13 protein-coding genes and 1 pseudogene are annotated in these 15,427 nt (G+C 63.0%); 5 read left to right on the forward strand and 9 right to left on the reverse strand.

What is annotated here, in order from left to right:
- The first annotated feature begins 291 nt into the window (after positions 1-291).
- The gene (locus KHO27_RS00505; protein WP_102682502.1) at positions 292-531 is read left to right on the forward strand and encodes a hypothetical protein; all 240 of its coding nucleotides are present in this window, start codon (positions 292-294) and stop codon (positions 529-531) included.
- Positions 528-779 carry a DUF3077 domain-containing protein gene (locus tag KHO27_RS00510; protein ID WP_110736833.1) on the forward strand — a complete coding sequence of 84 codons (252 nt, stop codon included), beginning with the start codon at positions 528-530 and terminating at the stop codon, positions 777-779. The genes KHO27_RS00505 and KHO27_RS00510 overlap by 4 nt, the downstream gene beginning before the upstream one ends.
- Before the next feature lie 82 nt (positions 780-861).
- Here KHO27_RS00510 and KHO27_RS00515 read toward each other — a convergent pair whose 3' ends face one another.
- From KHO27_RS00515 to KHO27_RS00540, 6 genes are all read right to left on the reverse strand, one after another.
- Positions 862-2,172 carry an OprD family porin gene (locus KHO27_RS00515; protein WP_110700577.1) on the reverse strand — a complete coding sequence of 437 codons (1,311 nt, stop codon included), beginning with the start codon at positions 2,170-2,172 and terminating at the stop codon, positions 862-864.
- Between the two features lie 205 nt (positions 2,173-2,377).
- Positions 2,378-2,602 carry a hypothetical protein gene (locus KHO27_RS00520; protein ID WP_023631633.1) on the reverse strand — a complete coding sequence of 75 codons (225 nt, stop codon included), beginning with the start codon at positions 2,600-2,602 and terminating at the stop codon, positions 2,378-2,380.
- 130 nt (positions 2,603-2,732) lie between these two features.
- The gene (locus KHO27_RS00525) at positions 2,733-4,148 is read right to left on the reverse strand and encodes a heavy metal sensor histidine kinase (protein WP_214501013.1); all 1,416 of its coding nucleotides are present in this window, start codon (positions 4,146-4,148) and stop codon (positions 2,733-2,735) included.
- Between the two features lie 141 nt (positions 4,149-4,289).
- A complete protein-coding gene (locus tag KHO27_RS00530) occupies positions 4,290-4,961 on the reverse strand; it encodes a heavy metal response regulator transcription factor (RefSeq protein ID WP_110700573.1) in 672 nt (223 codons plus the stop codon).
- A 9-nt stretch (positions 4,962-4,970) separates the two neighbouring features.
- The gene (locus tag KHO27_RS00535; RefSeq protein ID WP_214501014.1) at positions 4,971-8,060 is read right to left on the reverse strand and encodes a multidrug efflux RND transporter permease subunit; all 3,090 of its coding nucleotides are present in this window, start codon (positions 8,058-8,060) and stop codon (positions 4,971-4,973) included.
- On the reverse strand, positions 8,057-9,220 hold the full coding sequence (locus tag KHO27_RS00540) for an efflux RND transporter periplasmic adaptor subunit (protein ID WP_102682495.1): 1,164 nt from the start codon (positions 9,218-9,220) through the stop codon (positions 8,057-8,059). Before KHO27_RS00540 ends, KHO27_RS00535 begins: the two co-directional genes overlap by 4 nt.
- A gap of 233 nt (positions 9,221-9,453) precedes the next feature.
- On the opposite strand from KHO27_RS00540, the pseudogene KHO27_RS26455 reads away from it, so the two are divergent.
- Positions 9,454-9,723 (forward strand): annotated as a pseudogene (locus KHO27_RS26455) (PAS domain-containing protein); the annotation flags it as partial.
- A gap of 195 nt (positions 9,724-9,918) precedes the next feature.
- Entirely contained in the window at positions 9,919-11,025 is a 1,107-nt protein-coding gene (locus KHO27_RS00545) for a methyl-accepting chemotaxis protein (RefSeq protein WP_373682090.1), read from the forward strand.
- Between the two features lie 78 nt (positions 11,026-11,103).
- Here the strand turns inward: KHO27_RS00545 and KHO27_RS00550 are convergent, their stop codons facing one another.
- Both KHO27_RS00550 and KHO27_RS00555 read right to left on the reverse strand, forming a co-directional pair.
- The gene (locus KHO27_RS00550; protein WP_110700565.1) at positions 11,104-11,838 is read right to left on the reverse strand and encodes a YkgJ family cysteine cluster protein; all 735 of its coding nucleotides are present in this window, start codon (positions 11,836-11,838) and stop codon (positions 11,104-11,106) included.
- Positions 11,835-12,146 carry a hypothetical protein gene (locus KHO27_RS00555; RefSeq protein WP_110700563.1) on the reverse strand — a complete coding sequence of 104 codons (312 nt, stop codon included), beginning with the start codon at positions 12,144-12,146 and terminating at the stop codon, positions 11,835-11,837. Before KHO27_RS00555 ends, KHO27_RS00550 begins: the two co-directional genes overlap by 4 nt.
- A gap of 180 nt (positions 12,147-12,326) precedes the next feature.
- Between KHO27_RS00555 and KHO27_RS00560 the strand changes: the two genes are divergently transcribed.
- The gene (locus KHO27_RS00560) at positions 12,327-14,054 is read left to right on the forward strand and encodes an anti-phage dCTP deaminase (RefSeq protein WP_110700561.1); all 1,728 of its coding nucleotides are present in this window, start codon (positions 12,327-12,329) and stop codon (positions 14,052-14,054) included.
- Positions 14,055-14,436: 382 nt separating this feature from the next.
- Here the strand turns inward: KHO27_RS00560 and KHO27_RS00565 are convergent, their stop codons facing one another.
- A complete protein-coding gene (locus KHO27_RS00565; RefSeq protein ID WP_102682490.1) occupies positions 14,437-15,336 on the reverse strand; it encodes a chemotaxis protein in 900 nt (299 codons plus the stop codon).
- Between the last annotated feature and the right edge of the window lie 91 nt (positions 15,337-15,427).

Below are 15,427 nucleotides of genomic sequence, written 5' to 3' on the forward strand. Positions count from 1 at the left end.
TGCTTCAGTTGGGCTGTGCTTGGGACCTATCCTACGCGCTTGCCGGAAGGGTCTGGATAGGCCGGGAAATACATCAGGGCTAATGTCGTCGGGTCGCCAAATTTGGTGACCGGGCGTGAGAAACCTGAACGATGTTGGTTCCGCATTCTGTTACGGCAGCCGTGCATGGGCAGACCTAGGTCTGGCCGGGTTCCAATGTCCTCGGTTTTCTCACCCCGTGTACGGCTGCCACCCTTATCTGGTGAGAAAGGATGAGTTGGCGGTTTCCTTTAACGACATTGGAAATTGCTTATGAAAAAGCTGGTACCTGACCCACCCATCCCCTACATCTCCATCATCGACCATCTGCCCCTCGCCGAAGTCTGGGAGCATGCCGCAGTCCTGATGACCATGATGACCCGCACCTGCGATGTCTACATGGCCTTTCCCGTGGATGAGCGTCCGGAGATCCTGGTGGAGAACATTTCCATCCTCAGCCGGCTGCTGAGTTGCCTGATGGCCCACGCCAGCTCGCTGGAGGAGCAGCCATGAGCGAGCAGCCCGATATGCCCGTCACCGCTGGCGACGAGACTTTCCTGGAATGTTATCGCGTGCTGCCGGGTGTGCCCTTGAGCCGGGCATTCGATGAGCTGTCGGTATTGCAGGATTGCATCCTGCACCTGACCACCGAGGCGGAAATGGAAGGGGACCTGAAAGCAGGGAGTGCGGCGCGGATGCTCAGTGCCATGGCCAAGGCGCTGATCAATGACCTGGAGATTGGGTTGAACCGTAACCGTTGAAGTCCATCGCGGGGCAAGCCCGCTCCCACGCCTGATAAGCCACCTGGCGTGGGAGCGGGCTTGCCCCGCGATCGGTTTCAGATCAGAACACGTTCAGCGGGTAATCCACGATCACGCGGAATTCGTTGTTGTCCTGAATGTTCGAGTACGCCGCGTTGGCCCGGTGCGTGGCATAGCGCAGCAGCACCGACAGGTCCTTCATCTGACCTTCCTGGAACACATACTTCACGTCGAAGTCGCGCTCCCAGTGCCGGGCATTTTCGCCGTCGGCGTTGTAGAAGGCGTAGTACTGGGTGTCCTGGCTGGCCTTGGTCAGGTCGGCCTTGCCGCGCGAGTACGACAGCGAGGTGCTCAGGCCTGGGATGCCGAGGCCGGCGAAGTCATAGTCGTACTGCAGCTTCCACGAGCGCTCGTTCGGCGCGTTGAAGTCCGAGTACATGCGCGAGTTGTCGAGGAAGATGCTGTCGCCCAGGTTGATGTAGTCGAACGGCGTGTCGCCATTGACCCGCTGGTAGGCGGCGGTGACGCTGTGGTACCCGGCGGCGACGGTGAAGTGCACGCTCCAGGTGTTGTTGTCGATGCTGCCCAGCTTCGACTGGCCAGTGTCCTGGGTGTGATAGAAGTGCACGCCCGGGTTCAGGCTGACCAGGTCGTTGACCGCGTAGGTGTAGTCGAAGTCGGCGTAGTACTGGTTCCAGATGTCCTTCAGCTCGGCGGCGTAGAGGTTGGCGGTGACGCCCTCGGTGCCGCTCCACGACGCGCCGGCCCAGCTCAGGTTCTGGCTGTCCTGCTCGGGCGTCTGGTTGCTGTAGTAGGTGTTGATGCGGCGGTGGCCGCTCTGGTTGTACGGCTTGGTGAAGCTGACCTTGCCGCCTTCGAGCATCAGCCCGTCGATGCTGTTGTTGGTCAGCGCGACGCCGCGGAAGGTCTGCGGCAGCATGCGGCTTTCGCCACCGGCGATCACCGGGTTGGTGAGGAACAGGTCACCGGCCTTGAACTCGGTGTCGAAGCCCTTGAGCTTGATCGCGCCGCCGGCAGTGGAGAAGGCGTGGCGCGCCTTGTCTTCTGGCGCGCTCGGCAGGATCGAGGTGCCGGCGCGGCCATCACCGCCGTCGAGCTTCAGGCCGACCATGGCGTGGGCGTCGAGGCCGAAGCCGATCACGCCAGGCGTGTAGCCGGACTCGAAGCGTGCGACGGCGCCCTGGCCCCACTCGCGCTTGTCCTTGATCGAGGCATTCTTCTCGTTGCGATTGAAGTAGGCATTACGCAAATGCAGGTTCAGCGTGGAACCCTCGATGAAGCCATCAGCCTTGTCTTCATCGGCCTGTGCGGCCACGGGCATCGTTGCGGCCAATGCAACGAACAACGGGGTGAAACGAAACGCGAAAGACACCGGTACAAACTCCTTTGGTCAAGCGATGGGGCAGTTTTTTATTGTCGTGTCTGCAAGTTCTTATTAGAGACGTAACAGCCAGGCTGAGATTTCCGACGCATAAAAAAAGCCGCTGAAAGGCAGCGGCTTTGAAAGGCTAACATATCGTCACAGGCAGTGCCCATGGTGTAGCCCAGGGAAAACTGGAAACAGCTGACGTGGCCGGTCAACTATCGGCATCGGTATCGACAGATACCTTGGAAGCTGTCTGCTGTGCGTCTTTAGCCGCAGCGGACTGCTGCGCGGCGTAGGCGTCACGCGCCTCCTGGTGAACCGCGGCGAGTTCGGCGTTGCGGGCGACGAAGGCCGGGGATTCTTCCGCCATGGCCAGGGGCGACAACAACAGGGAAGACAGGACGAAGACGCTGGCAATACCCATACTGTTGGACATTTGGAACAACCTTCTTGCGGGGCAAGTGCTAATGGAGACAGGGCTAAAGTTAGTCCTGTAAACAGCGTGGAAACAGAGGCTGTTCAGATAAGCACTGTTGCGCAAAAAGTAATGATCGCGGCAAAAACACTCAGACTTTTACCGCAAACCCGCGTAGTTGAGCGCTCGGCAAGTTGATACCGAAGGTATTGGCCCCGGCCTCGCTGTGCACGAAAACACTGCCGCCGTGCATCAGGGCGATTGCCTTGACGATGGCCAGGCCCAGTCCGTGGTTGCCGCCGCCGCTGTTGGCGCGGGCCGCATCCACCCGATAGAAGCGCTCGAACAGCATCGGCAGGTGTTCGTCGTCGATCGCCGGCCCCGGGTTGCTCACGGCGATGCTGACCTGCTCCTCAGTAGCCTCGATGCGTACCTGGATCGCCTGGTGCGGTGCGGTGTGCTGCACGGCGTTGTTCAGCAGGTTGATCAGCGCCCGGCGCAACTGGGCCTTTTCGATGCAGGCTTGGGCATCGCCGCTGACGGTGACGCTGACGTGGGCGTCTTCGAGGATGTAGTCGAGGTAGTCGAGGGTGGTGGCCACTTCCTCGGCCAGCGAGGCCTGGGTAAGAGCGGTGGCCTTACTGCCCTGGTCGGCGCTGGCCAGGAACAGCATGTCGTTGATGATGCTGCGCAGGCGCTCGAGTTCTTCGAGGTTCGATTGCAGCACCTCGAAGTAGTGCTCGGCGCTGCGCCCGCGGGTGAGGGCGACCTGGGTCTGGCCGATCAGGTTGGTCAGCGGCGAACGCAGTTCGTGGGCGACGTCGGCGTTGAAGGCTTCCAGTTGCGAATAGGCCTGGCTGACGCGGTCGAGGGCGGCATTGAAGGTGCCGGCGAAGCGTGCCAGTTCAGGCGGCAGGTCGCGGGTCTGCAGGCGACCGTCCAGGCGTGGCGGCGCCAGGGCCTGGGCTTCTTCGGAGAGGGCGAGCAGGGGCCGCAGACCAATACGTGCGACCCAGTAACCGAGCAGCGAAGCCAGCAGCACGCCGAAAGCCGCCAGGCCAACGATGGCCACCAGCAGGCTGTGCTGGGCCTGCCAGAAGGTTTCAGTGTCGATGCCGATCAGAAAACGCAGGGGCGGGCGCTCACCCTGCGCGGGCAGCTCGCTGACCAGCACCTTGTAGGGATAGGGGCTGTCGGACAGGCGCAGCTCGCGCATGCCCACAGGGCCCTTGGCTAAGCCGCGCACCTGTTCGCTGGGATAGCCGTACTCGAAGGCCGGGTCGCCGCTCACCACCCAGAAGCGGATGCGCCGGTCTTCTTCGCCGAGCAGGTTGAGCTTGTTGTTGATCTTGGCCCAGTGCTCGGGGGTGCCGTAGCGATTGAGGGTCGATTCGAGCACGCTGAAGCGCGCATCGAGCTCGGCTTCAGGCAACAGGTCGAGGCTGCGATCGACCTGGCGGTACAGCGCGCTGCCGATCAGCACGAACACGGCCAGGGCGACCATGGCGAACAGCGCCGACAGGCGCAGGGCGATGGAGTTGCTCGGTTTTGTGTGCAAGCGCTTCATGCCCATGTGCCCTTGGGGATAGCGTGGGAGCGGGCTTGCCCCGCGAACACCGACCAAGCCGGTGCCATCCACGGCGCGGCCTGCATCGCGGGACAAGCCCGCTCCCACGCTATCAACGAAATGCGCGCAGCGCCCCTGAGGCTACCCACGATGTTCCAGGACATAGCCCATGCCTCGAATGGTATGCAGCAGCTTGTTGTCGAACGGCCCGTCGAGCTTGGCGCGCAGGCGCTTGATCGCTACCTCGACGACATTGGCGTCACTGTCGAAATTGATGTCCCAGACCAGTTCGGCGATGGCTGTCTTGGACAGGATCTCGCCCTGGCGCCGGGCCAGCACGCTGAGCAGTGAGAACTCCTTGGCGGTCAGGTCCAGGCGCTGGCCGGCCCGGCTGGCCTTGCGCGCCATCAGGTCGATCCACAGGTCGGCGACCTGGATCTGCAACGGTTCATGAACCGCGCTGCGTCGGGTCAGGGCCTGCAACCTGGCCACCAACTCGAGGAACGAGAACGGCTTGCCCAGGTAGTCGTCGGCGCCTTCGCGCAGGCCGTGGATGCGGTCCTCGACCCGCTCGCGGGCGGTAAGCATGATCACCGGCGTCTGCTTGCGCGCCCGCAACGCACGCAGCACCCCGTAACCATCGAGGCCAGGCAGCATCACGTCGAGCACGATCACCGCGTAGTCACCTTCGAGGGCCAGGTGCAGGCCGTCGATGCCGTCGCGTGCCAGGTCGACGGTAAAGCCCTGCTCGGTGAGGCCGCGATGCAGGTAGTCGGCGGTTTTTTCTTCGTCTTCGATGATCAGCACACGCATGGTCTTGTCTCAACTGGCGGTCGGCGCGGGGGCGACGGTGGCCCGGCGGCGGTGGAACAGGCGCTCCAGGGCCAAGTATATGACCGGGGTGGTGAACAGCGTCAGGGCCTGGCTCACCAGCAGGCCGCCGACCACGGCGATGCCCAGTGGCTGACGCAACTCGGCGCCGGCGCCGAAGCCGAACATCAGCGGCAGTGCGCCGAGCAGCGCGGCCAGGGTGGTCATGATGATCGGGCGGAAGCGCACCAGGCACGCCTGGTGGATCGCCTGCTCCGGCGTCATGCCGTGGTTGCGCTGGGCTTCGAGGGCGAAGTCGATGAGCAGGATGCCGTTCTTCTTGACGATGCCGATCAGCAGCACCACGCCGATCAGCCCCATGATGGTGAAGTCCTGGCCCATCGCCCAGAGCAGGATCAGCGCGCCCAGGCCCGCCGAGGGCAGGGTGGAGATGATGGTCAGCGGGTGCACGAAGCTCTCGTAGAGCACGCCAAGGATGATGTACACCGCCACCAGCGCGGCGAGGATCAGGTAGGGCTGGCTCGACAGTGAACTCTGGAAGGCCTGGGCGGCGCCCTGAAAGTTGCCGGCGATGGCGTCGGGCATGCCCAGTTCGCGCTGGGTGCGTTCGAGGATCTGCACCGCATCGCCCAGGGCCACCCCGGGGGCCAGGTTGAACGACAGGTTGGCCGCCGGGAACAAGCCGTCGTGGCTGATCGACAAAGGGCCGGTGCTGGGTGGCGCGACATGGGCCAGGGCCGACAACGGCACCATTTCGCCGGACAGCGGCGAGCGCAGGTAGAAATAGTTGAGGCTCTCGGCCTTGCCGCGCTGGCGGGCGTCCAGTTCGAGGATCACCTTGTACTGGTTGGTCTCGGTCTGGAACTCGCTGATCTGCCGCTGGCCGAAGGCATCGTACAGCGCCTGGTCGACGTCGGTGGTGGTCAGGCCGAAGCGCGCGGCGGCTTGGCGGTCGATATCGATGCGGGTGACGCTGGCGCCCAACTGCAGGTCGTTGGACAGGTCACGGAACGCCGTATTCTCGCGCAGGCGTTCGGTCAGGCGCTGGGTCCACAGGTTCAGCGCGACGCCGTCATTGCTCTTGAGCACGTACTGGTACTGGGTGCGCGACGGCCCGGAACTGAGGTTGATGTCTTGCCCTGCACGCAGGTACAGGACGATGCCGGGAACCTGCGCCAGTTTCGCGCGCATGCGGTCGATCCATTCGCTGGCCGACACATCGCGTTCGCCACGGGGCTTGAGGGAGATCCAGAAGCGCCCGTTGGCGATGGTCTGGTTGCTGCCGGTGACACCGACCGAATGGGAGAAGGCGCGCACCGCCGGGTCGGCCTCGATGATCTTGGCCAGGGCCTTGTGCTTCTCGATCATCGCGGGGTAGGACACATCGGCCGCCGCCTCGCTGGTGCCGAGGATGAAACCGGTGTCCTGCAACGGGAAGAAGCCTTTGGGGATGGCCACATAACCGACCACCGCCAATGCCAGGGTCAGGCCGAACACACCGAGGGTGACGCGCTGGTGCGCCAGGGCTCGGTCCAGGCCCTTTTCGTACCAGCGCACCAGGCGCTGGCCGAAACCGTCATGCTGTGCCTCGGGGCGGCGCATGCACAGCGCGGCGAGGGTCGGTGCCAGGGTCAGCGAGACCACCACCGAAATCAGGATGGTCGCGGTGGCGGTCAGGGCGAATTCCTTGAACAGCCGGCCGACCACGCCGCCCATGAACAGCAGCGGAATGAACGCGGCGATCAGCGAGAAGCTGATCGATACCACGGTGAAGCCGATCTCGCCGGCGCCCTTGAGCGCGGCCGTGCGGCTGTCGTCGCCGGCCTCCAGGTGGCGGTGGATGTTCTCCACCACGACGATGGCATCGTCCACCACGAAACCCACGGCGATGACGATGGCCACCAGGGTGAGGTTGTTGAGGCTGAAGCCGAACACGTACATCAATGCGCAGCTGGCGATCAGCGACACACCGAGCACGCTGGAAACGATGAAAGTCGCCGACCACTGGCGCAGGAACAGCGCCATCACCCCGATCACCAGGGCCACGGCGATCAGCAGGGTCAGCTCCACCTCGTGCAGCGAGGCGCGAATGGTCTGCGTGCGGTCCTGCAGCACCGACACTTCGACCGCTGCCGGCAGCATTTCCTGCAAGCGGGGCAGGGCAGCCATCACCCGGTCCACGGTGTCGACGATGTTCGCCCCGGGTTGGCGGAAGATCACCAGGTTCAACCCCGGCTGTTCGCCGGACCAGGCCCTGACGTAGGCGTTCTCGGCGCCGTCGATCACCTTGGCGACGTCGGCCAGGTGCACCGGGGCGCCGTTGCGGTAGCTGACGATCAGCTTCGCGTAGTCCTCGGGGTGGAACAGCTGGTCGTTGGCGGCGAGGGTCGACACGCTGTGCTCGCCGTACAGCGCGCCCTTGGCCAGGTTGAGGCTGGTCTGCTGGATGGCCTGGCGGATGTCGGCCAGGGTCAGGCCGATGGCGGCGAGCTTCTCGGGCTGGGCCTGCACGCGGATGGCCGGGCGCAGTTGCCCGGTGATGTTGATCAGGCCGACGCCGTCGATCTGGCTGAGCTGGCGGGCCAGCAGGGTCTCGGCGTAGTCGCTCAGTTGGTTGCCGGGCATCTGCGCCGAGCTGACGGTGAGGATCAGCACCGGGCTGTCGGCGGGGTTGACCTTGCGCCAGGTGGGCGGGCTGGGCAGGTCCTGGGGCAGGCGCGCGGTGGCGGTGTTGATCGCCGCCTGGACCTCCTGGGCGGCGGTGTCGATGTTCTTGTCCAGGGTGAATTGCAGGATCAGGTTGGTCGAGCCCAGGGCGCTGCTGCTGGTCATCTGGGTCATGCCGGGGATGGCGCTGAACTGCACCTCCAGGGGCGTCGCGACCGACGAGGCCATGGTCTCGGGGCTGGCGCCGGGCAACTGGGCGGTGACCTGGATGGTCGGGAAGTCGGCCTCGGGCAGCGGCGCCACCGGCAGGCGCGGGAAGGCGATGGCACCGAGCAGGACCAGGGCGAAGGTCAGCAGCAAGGTGGCGATGGGGTGGTCGATGCACCAGGCCGAGACCCCGTTGCGGGTGTTCATGGCTGGCTCCTGCTTTCGGCCATTTCCGCCGGGGCAGGGGTGTCGGGGGTGACCTCCACGGTGCTGCCGGGCTTGAGCCGCGACTGACCGTCCAGCACCAGGCGATCGCCGGCCTTGACCCCGGCAATGACATTCAGCGTGCTGTCCTGGTACACCACCTTGACCGGTACGGCGCTGACCTTGTCGCCGTCCAGACGGTAGACGAAGTGGCCGTCGATGCTGCGCTGTACCACCGGTGGCGGCACCACCAGGGCGTCCTCGTCCACCGCTGTGCGCAGGCGCACGGTGACCAGCTGGCCCGGCCACAGACGTCCGTCCTGGTTGGCGAACTCGGCCTTGACCCGCACCGTGCCGGTGGTGGCCGAGACCTGATTGTCGATCAGCATCAAGTGCCCCTTGGCGAGCAGGCTGCGTTCGCCGTCGGCGTCCAGGTAGGTCTCCACTTCGGCGGGCGTGGTTGAGTTCAACAGGCCCTGCAGGACTGGGAGCTGCTGTTGGGGCAGGGCGAATTCCACGGCGATCGGGTCGATCTGGGTGACGTTGAACAGGCTCTGGGTGTCGCTGGTGCGGACCAGGTTGCCAGGGTCGACGTTGCGAATGCCGACGCGACCGCTCACCGGCGAGCGGATCTGCGTGTAGCTGAGCTGCACCGCGGCATTGTCGATGGCCGCCTGGTTGCCCTTGATCGTCGCCTGCAACTGGTTCACCAGCGCCTGCTGCTGGTCGAGGGTCTGCTTGGACACGCCGTCGTCGCTGCTCAGCAACTGGTAGCGCTTGAGGTTGACCTTGCCCACCTGCAACTGCGCCTGGGTCTGGCCGAGCTGGGCACGGGCCTGGTCGAGGTTGGCACGGATCGCCCGGTCATCGAGGGTGGCCAGCAGGTCGCCCTGCTTGACCCACTGGCCTTCCTTGACCAGCACCTGGGTCAGCACGCCCTCGACCTGCGGGCGCACCTCGACGCTGTGCAGCGACAGCACCGAGCCGATGGCGCTGAGGTAGCGCGGCACGTCCTGCTGGGCCACGGCGATCACTCGCACCGGTATCGTGCTGGCGGCGCGGTTGGCCGGCGCTTCGCGGCGCGACCCCAGCCAGGCGCCGATGGCGACCAGCAGGACCAGGGCCAGGGCGGCGAGTACGAGGAGGCGGGACGGACGTCGCATCGGGTGGGCACCTTGGCCGGAGGGCAGGGGGAGGGATTGGCTGGTTACAGGGTTATAGCGCGCCGACCGGGTCGGCAGCGTGACGCCAGGCTGTCACGGCTGTCAGTTTCGGTGGGTTGATGGCCAAGTGCCAATATCCTGCCATGGATCAATGTTACGTCGGCGTTTGCCCCTAGAGTCGTACGCCCTGCCGATCTCCCGTACAACAACGAGTGCCTCCGATGAAGTGCAATATGCCTGTTACCGGTCGCGAAGTGGATTACCCCGGCGACGCCAACATCCTGTCCACCACCGACCTGGACAGCCGCATCACCTATGCCAACGACGATTTCCTGCAGGTCAGCGGTTTCCTGCGCGAGGAGCTGCTGGGCAATCCCCACCACATCGTCCGCCACCCCGACATGCCGCCCCAGGCCTTCGCCCAGATGTGGCAGTCGCTCAAGGCCGGGCGCTCGTGGATGGGGCTGGTGAAGAACCGCTGCAAGAATGGCGATCACTACTGGGTGAGCGCGTTTGTCTCGCCGATCAGCAGCGGCGGGCAGGTGCTGGAGTACCAATCGGTGCGGACCAAGCCTGGCACTGAGCAGGTGGCGGCGGCCGAGCGTGCCTATGCGCGCTTGCGCGAGGGCCGGCGTGGCTGGCGCGAGCGCCTGCCGGTGATCGGGTTGGGCACCCGCTTGTCGCTGGCGGTCGGCGCCGTGCTGGCGCTGGTGCTGGGCGCCGGGCAGTGGTGGCTGGGGGCACCGTTGCTGGAATCCGTGTTGGAGGTGGCGGCGGCGGTCGGCTTGAGCAGCCTGGCGATCCGGTTGCTGTTACGCCCGTACGAGCGGCTGCGCCGACAGGCCCAGGCGATTGCCGACAACCCACTCAGCCAACGGCTGTATACCGGCCGGCGCGACGGCCTGGGGCAGATCGAGTTCGCCATGCGCATGCTCAAGGCGCAGCTGGGCGCGGTGGTCGGCCGTATCGGCGACACCTCGTCGCGCCTGGCCGGGCATTCGGGCTCCCTGGCCGAGGCACTGCACAGCAGCCACGCCAACAGCCTGGAGCAGCAGAACGAGGCCGACCAGGTGGCCACGGCGATCCAGCAGATGAGCGCCAGCGTCGCCCAGGTAGCCAGCAGCGCGCAGATGGCGGCGATGGCGGCCGACCAGGCGGAAGACGAGACCCAGTCCGGGCATCAGCTGGTCAACCGCAACCGCTGCGCGATCCAGGACCTGGCGGGCTCGCTGGTGGAGGCCAGCGAGGTAATCCAGCAACTGGAAAACCACAGCAGCGAGATTTCCGGGGTGCTTGATGTGATCCGTGGCATTGCCGAGCAGACTAACCTGCTGGCGCTCAACGCCGCCATCGAGGCGGCGCGGGCGGGTGACCAGGGGCGGGGGTTCGCGGTGGTCGCAGACGAGGTGCGTGGCCTGGCCCAGCGCACCGCGCAGTCGACCCACGATATCCAGCGCATGATCGGCGCCCTGCAGGATGGGGCTCGCGCGGCGGTGCAGGTGATGCAGCAGAGCAGCGCGCATGCCGGGCACAGCGTCGAGCAGGCGCAACTGGCCAGCGACGCGCTGGACAGCATCAGCGTGCGGGTCAACCAGATCAACGAGATGAGCCTGCAGATCGCTGCGGCGGTGGAGCAGCAGAGCCAGGTCAGCGAGAACATCAACCGCAACATCAACAGCATCCGCCAGGCCAGTGAGGCGACGGTCAGCGTCGGACAGCGCAGCCACAGCAGTGCCAGTGACGTGGCGGACCTGGCCAAGGACCTGCGGCGACTGGCGGATGAGTTCTGGCGGCGTTGTCAGTGACTGACTGAGTTGTCTGTGCCGGCCTTATCGCGGGGCACCTTGGTACTTGGCGTGGGCTTGCCCCGCGATTGGATCTATCTAGAAACCGATGAACGCATAGTAGGCCGGCGCTTCGCCCGTCACCTGTAGCCGATGTTCCTGCAGACCGGCCGCAAGCGCCTCGTCCTGCACATGCACAGCCCACGGTCCATCGACCGCCCGCGGCGCCTGCTCCAGCACCGAGGCAAACGCCGCCATGTCCGGCAGCCAGGCAGTAAATCCATTGCCCTTCAGAGCGCTGGTGGTCATCCCCAGCGCCTGACAGATCGCCACCTTGGCCGCGATATCGTCGCGATCGGCCTGGCGTGAGGCCTCGATCAGGGCACGCAGCGCCTCATCCACCGGCAGGTTGCCGTGAATCAGTTCCGGCCCTTGCGTCCAGGCTTCGGGCGGGCAGTCCTTGTTTTCCGGGCGCAGCGGCAGGTGCGGGTTGATCTCCGCCGGGTAGATACGACAGACCAGCGGGCGGCTTTCATAGATACCGCACAGGTCGTTGTCATCAAGGTTGCGGCAGCGCCCTGGATTGAACGCGGCGAAGGTCACCGAGACCTGCAACTGCGCGTCACCGCATGGCACCGGGTGCGAACGGCGCAGCACATGCTCGCGCTGGTCCGTCGGCATGCCAGGGCCATCGGCGAGAAAACCTTCGATCAGCACCACCACCTGACCACCAGAGATCGCCCACTGCCGGGCCTCGGCAAGCGTCAGCGGCACATGATGGCCCGTGCAGCATTTGCCGCAGCCGGTGCAGGCGAAGCGAATACTGTCGCTCATCGCTTGCCGGCTTCCCATTCCGTGGTGAAGGCTTGCTGGCGTTGGCGGTCATAGAGGCACAGCTCCGTACCGGTGCGATTCTGCATGTGCTTCTGGGGGTAGGTGCCCTCGAGCAGCAGCGCGCTGTAACCGACCTGGTCGTCGAACTCGGCGGGTTTGCCCAGGGCGTGGGCATCCTTGAGCTGGCTGGCGCCCAGACAGGCCTTGAGCATGTGCTGGCGTTGGTCGCTCCAGGCATGGGGCGTAGAGGCTTGGGCGTAAACGGTAAGCAGCGAAAGGCTAAGCAGTATCGAACGTAGCATGGGCATGACCTCAACAAGAGAGGGAATTATGCCTTCCCATGAACGCAACGCAAATTGCGATTTTTCTTACGTATTTAGCTGAAAGCAGAAACTTTATTAGCAACCATTACCCGCGCTGGAAAGAGGATGATTCGTGGCTATACCTGTATGGATTCGAAAGCCAAAGGGCAACTGTGAGGTCATGGAATGCGTTTCGAGGGATCATTCGCGCAACTGAAGGAGCGCCTGGAACTGTTGGCGCAGGTTGGAACATGGAAGGAACTTAACCCTAACCAGTATGAGTTTCGCACCCATAGTGGTGGCGTGATGTCATGGTATCCGGGCACGGGTGAATTGGGTTTCCAGGGGCAGCCGGAGTCCTCCCTGGAGCTTGAGCAGTTGGTAAGAGGCATGCTGTCACAGGACGGTGAAGCCATGCCCGATGCCAGGCCTATCATGGAGAATCTTGCACACGCTCCTGAATTCATGAATATGTCATTCCTGGATGATTCCTATGCGGATTCCGAGTTGGTTCTGGGATTCGTCGGGGCACTGGGAACGGACCTAAAAGTGGTCTGCCAAATTGTCGAAGATCGGCTCAAGGCGTTTCGCTATACCGCCCATTGCATACGTATATCCACTGATGTCATTACAAAGATCGGCGATGTTCCGCAGACCGAGAATCGCGTTGAGCGTATTGACATGTACATGCGTGAGGGTAATCGATTAAGGGAGGTGTCGGGGGATAATTCGATATTGGCATTAGGCGCTGCTGTCGCCATCAGCCAATTGAGATACCAGGAAAGCAAGGCGGAGCCGGGCAGAAATGCCTATCTGATAAATTCATTGAAAACGCCGTTTGAGGTGCAGCGATTACGGAAGATTTATGCCGGGGGGTTTTTCTTGATCGGCGTGCATGCGGACCATGAGCGTAGAAGCCGTTATCTTCTCGACGACCTACGGTTGACCAAGGAGCAGGCGGCGGATCTGATCTCACGGGATGAAAACGAAAAAGAACCACACGGGCAGCACACTCGAGACACTTACCATTTGTCTGACTTCTTTGTCAGCTATGATGGAAATTTAGATGCCCTGAAGAATCAGATCTGGCGCATTCTGGATTTGTTGTTCGGCAAGCCGTATGTCACCCCCACTTTCGATGAGTATGCGATGTTCATGGCCTTCTCTGCTTCACTGAGGTCGGCCGACCTGTCACGGCAGGTCGGTGCTGTATTGACCAAGCACGACTGTATCATCGCAACAGGGGCTAACGATGTACCCAAGGCAGGCGGCGGCCTGTACTGGCCGACCAGGAACGATGCACATGAAATTGTGGATGAGGAGGATGGAAGGGACTACAAGCGAGGCGAGGATTCAAATGCCATGCAAAAAAAGGAAATAATAGAAAACATCATCCGTTCACTCCCCGAGCACTGTCGGGATGAAGTGGCGCCCTTGATAAAAAATAGTGGAATAAAAGATATAACCGAGTATGGCCGGGTTGTCCATGCGGAAATGGAAGCGCTGTTGTCATCTTCCCGGATGGGGGTAAGTGCGGTCGATAGCACGTTGTATTGTACCACCTACCCTTGCCATAACTGCGCAAAGCACATCATCGCCGCTGGTGTTGATCGTGTGGTGTATGTCGAGCCCTATCCAAAGAGTAAGGCGCAGAAATTTCATTCGGACTCGATTTCTCTGGAGCGTTCGCGTAAAGGGGTGTTTTTTGACGCCTTCATAGGTGTTGGGCCAAGAAGTTTCTTTGATCTGTTTTCCGTGAATCTGGGTAGTGGCTACGCTGTCATACGTAAGACCGAGGATGGGCAAGCGGTTGACTGGAGTGAAGCAAATGCTAAATTGCGAACCCAGATGCAGCCTTGCTCATACATCGATCGCGAATATATGGCTGGGCACACTTTGTCAACGTACTTATAAGGTGATTCCGATGAGCGGAAGTAAAGAGGAATTTCTTCGCTACCTCGATGAGTGCCGCGAAAAGGTCCAGCAATGGCCGGCCTGGAAGCGAGAGGCTGTAAAGGCACCGAACCGAGAGCCAGTCGTTTTCAGGGAAGCTTCGCAGACCCGCCCTCAGTCGACGAATAGCCGCTGAATCTTCAAGAGCCGTGCACGAGTGTCCTGTCTCGGAAATAAGCTGTTCACTTTTGGCGGCGTCTTGGGCGCCCGGCCTGCGTTGCCACTCCTCGCCATAGCCCTGCTATGACTCGTCGCGGCGCCTTGCCCGAACACACAAGCCACTCGCCAAAAGAGAACGTATTTCCGAGACAGGACACTCGCATGGCTCTTCACTTTCTGGCTTTCAGCGCTCCTCGAACACCACCGCCCGCGCCGCCGTTACCAGGCAGTTGGTCAGCTCCGGCGAGGAGAACTTGGTGAGAATGGCATTGGCCCCGGCCAGCTTGGCCTTGTCACCGCTCATCGCGCTGTCCAGCGAGGTGTGCAGCAGGATGTACAGGTGCTGGAAGTCCGGGGTTTCACGCAAGGTGCGGGTGAAGGCGAAGCCGTCCATCTCGGACATCTCGATGTCCGAGACGATGATGTTGATCTCTCTGTCGGTGCCTTGCAGCTCCAGCAGCACATTGATCGCATCCTTGGCGCTGCGCGCGGTGTGGCACTCGATGCCAAGGTTGCGCAGGGTGTGCACCGACTGCTGCAACGCGACCTGGCTGTCGTCCACCACCAGGATGTTGGCGGCGGCCAGCAGGCTTGCATCTTCTTCGCTGACTTCCCCCGGGTGCGGTTCGTGGGGCGGCGGGGCGATGCCGTGGATGACCTTCTCGATATCCAGCACCTGCACCAGGGTGTTGTCGACCCGGGTGACGCCGGTAATGAACGAGCGGTTGCCCGAGCCGTAGGGTGGCGGTTTGATGTCGGTGCTCAGGCAATGGACGATGCGGCTCACCGCTTGCACGTGCAGGCCCTGGCGCGAGCGGCTGATCTCGGTGACGATCAGGCAGCCGCCGTCGGGGTCGGCCAGGGGCATTTCGCCGATGGCGCGGGACAGGTCGATCACCGACAGCGAGTTGCCACGCAGGGTGGCGACGCCTTTGACGTGCGGGTGGGACTCCGGCAGTTTGGTCAGCGGCGGGCAGGGGATGATCTCGCTGACCTTGAGCAGGTTGATTGCCATCAGTTTGCCGCTGCGCAGGGTGAACAGCAGCAGGGACAGCGAGTCCGCGCGGGCTTTTTGCGTGGCCATGGACAACCTTCGCTATGAATGAGGGGGAGGATGCCGGGTTATCGGCTTTCTGGCGCCAGGCTTTAGCTTAGTTTGCTATTCGCTCTGTATG

Source organism: Pseudomonas sp. RC3H12 (assembly GCF_018596375.1).
Classification (GTDB): Bacteria; Pseudomonadota; Gammaproteobacteria; order Pseudomonadales; family Pseudomonadaceae; genus Aquipseudomonas.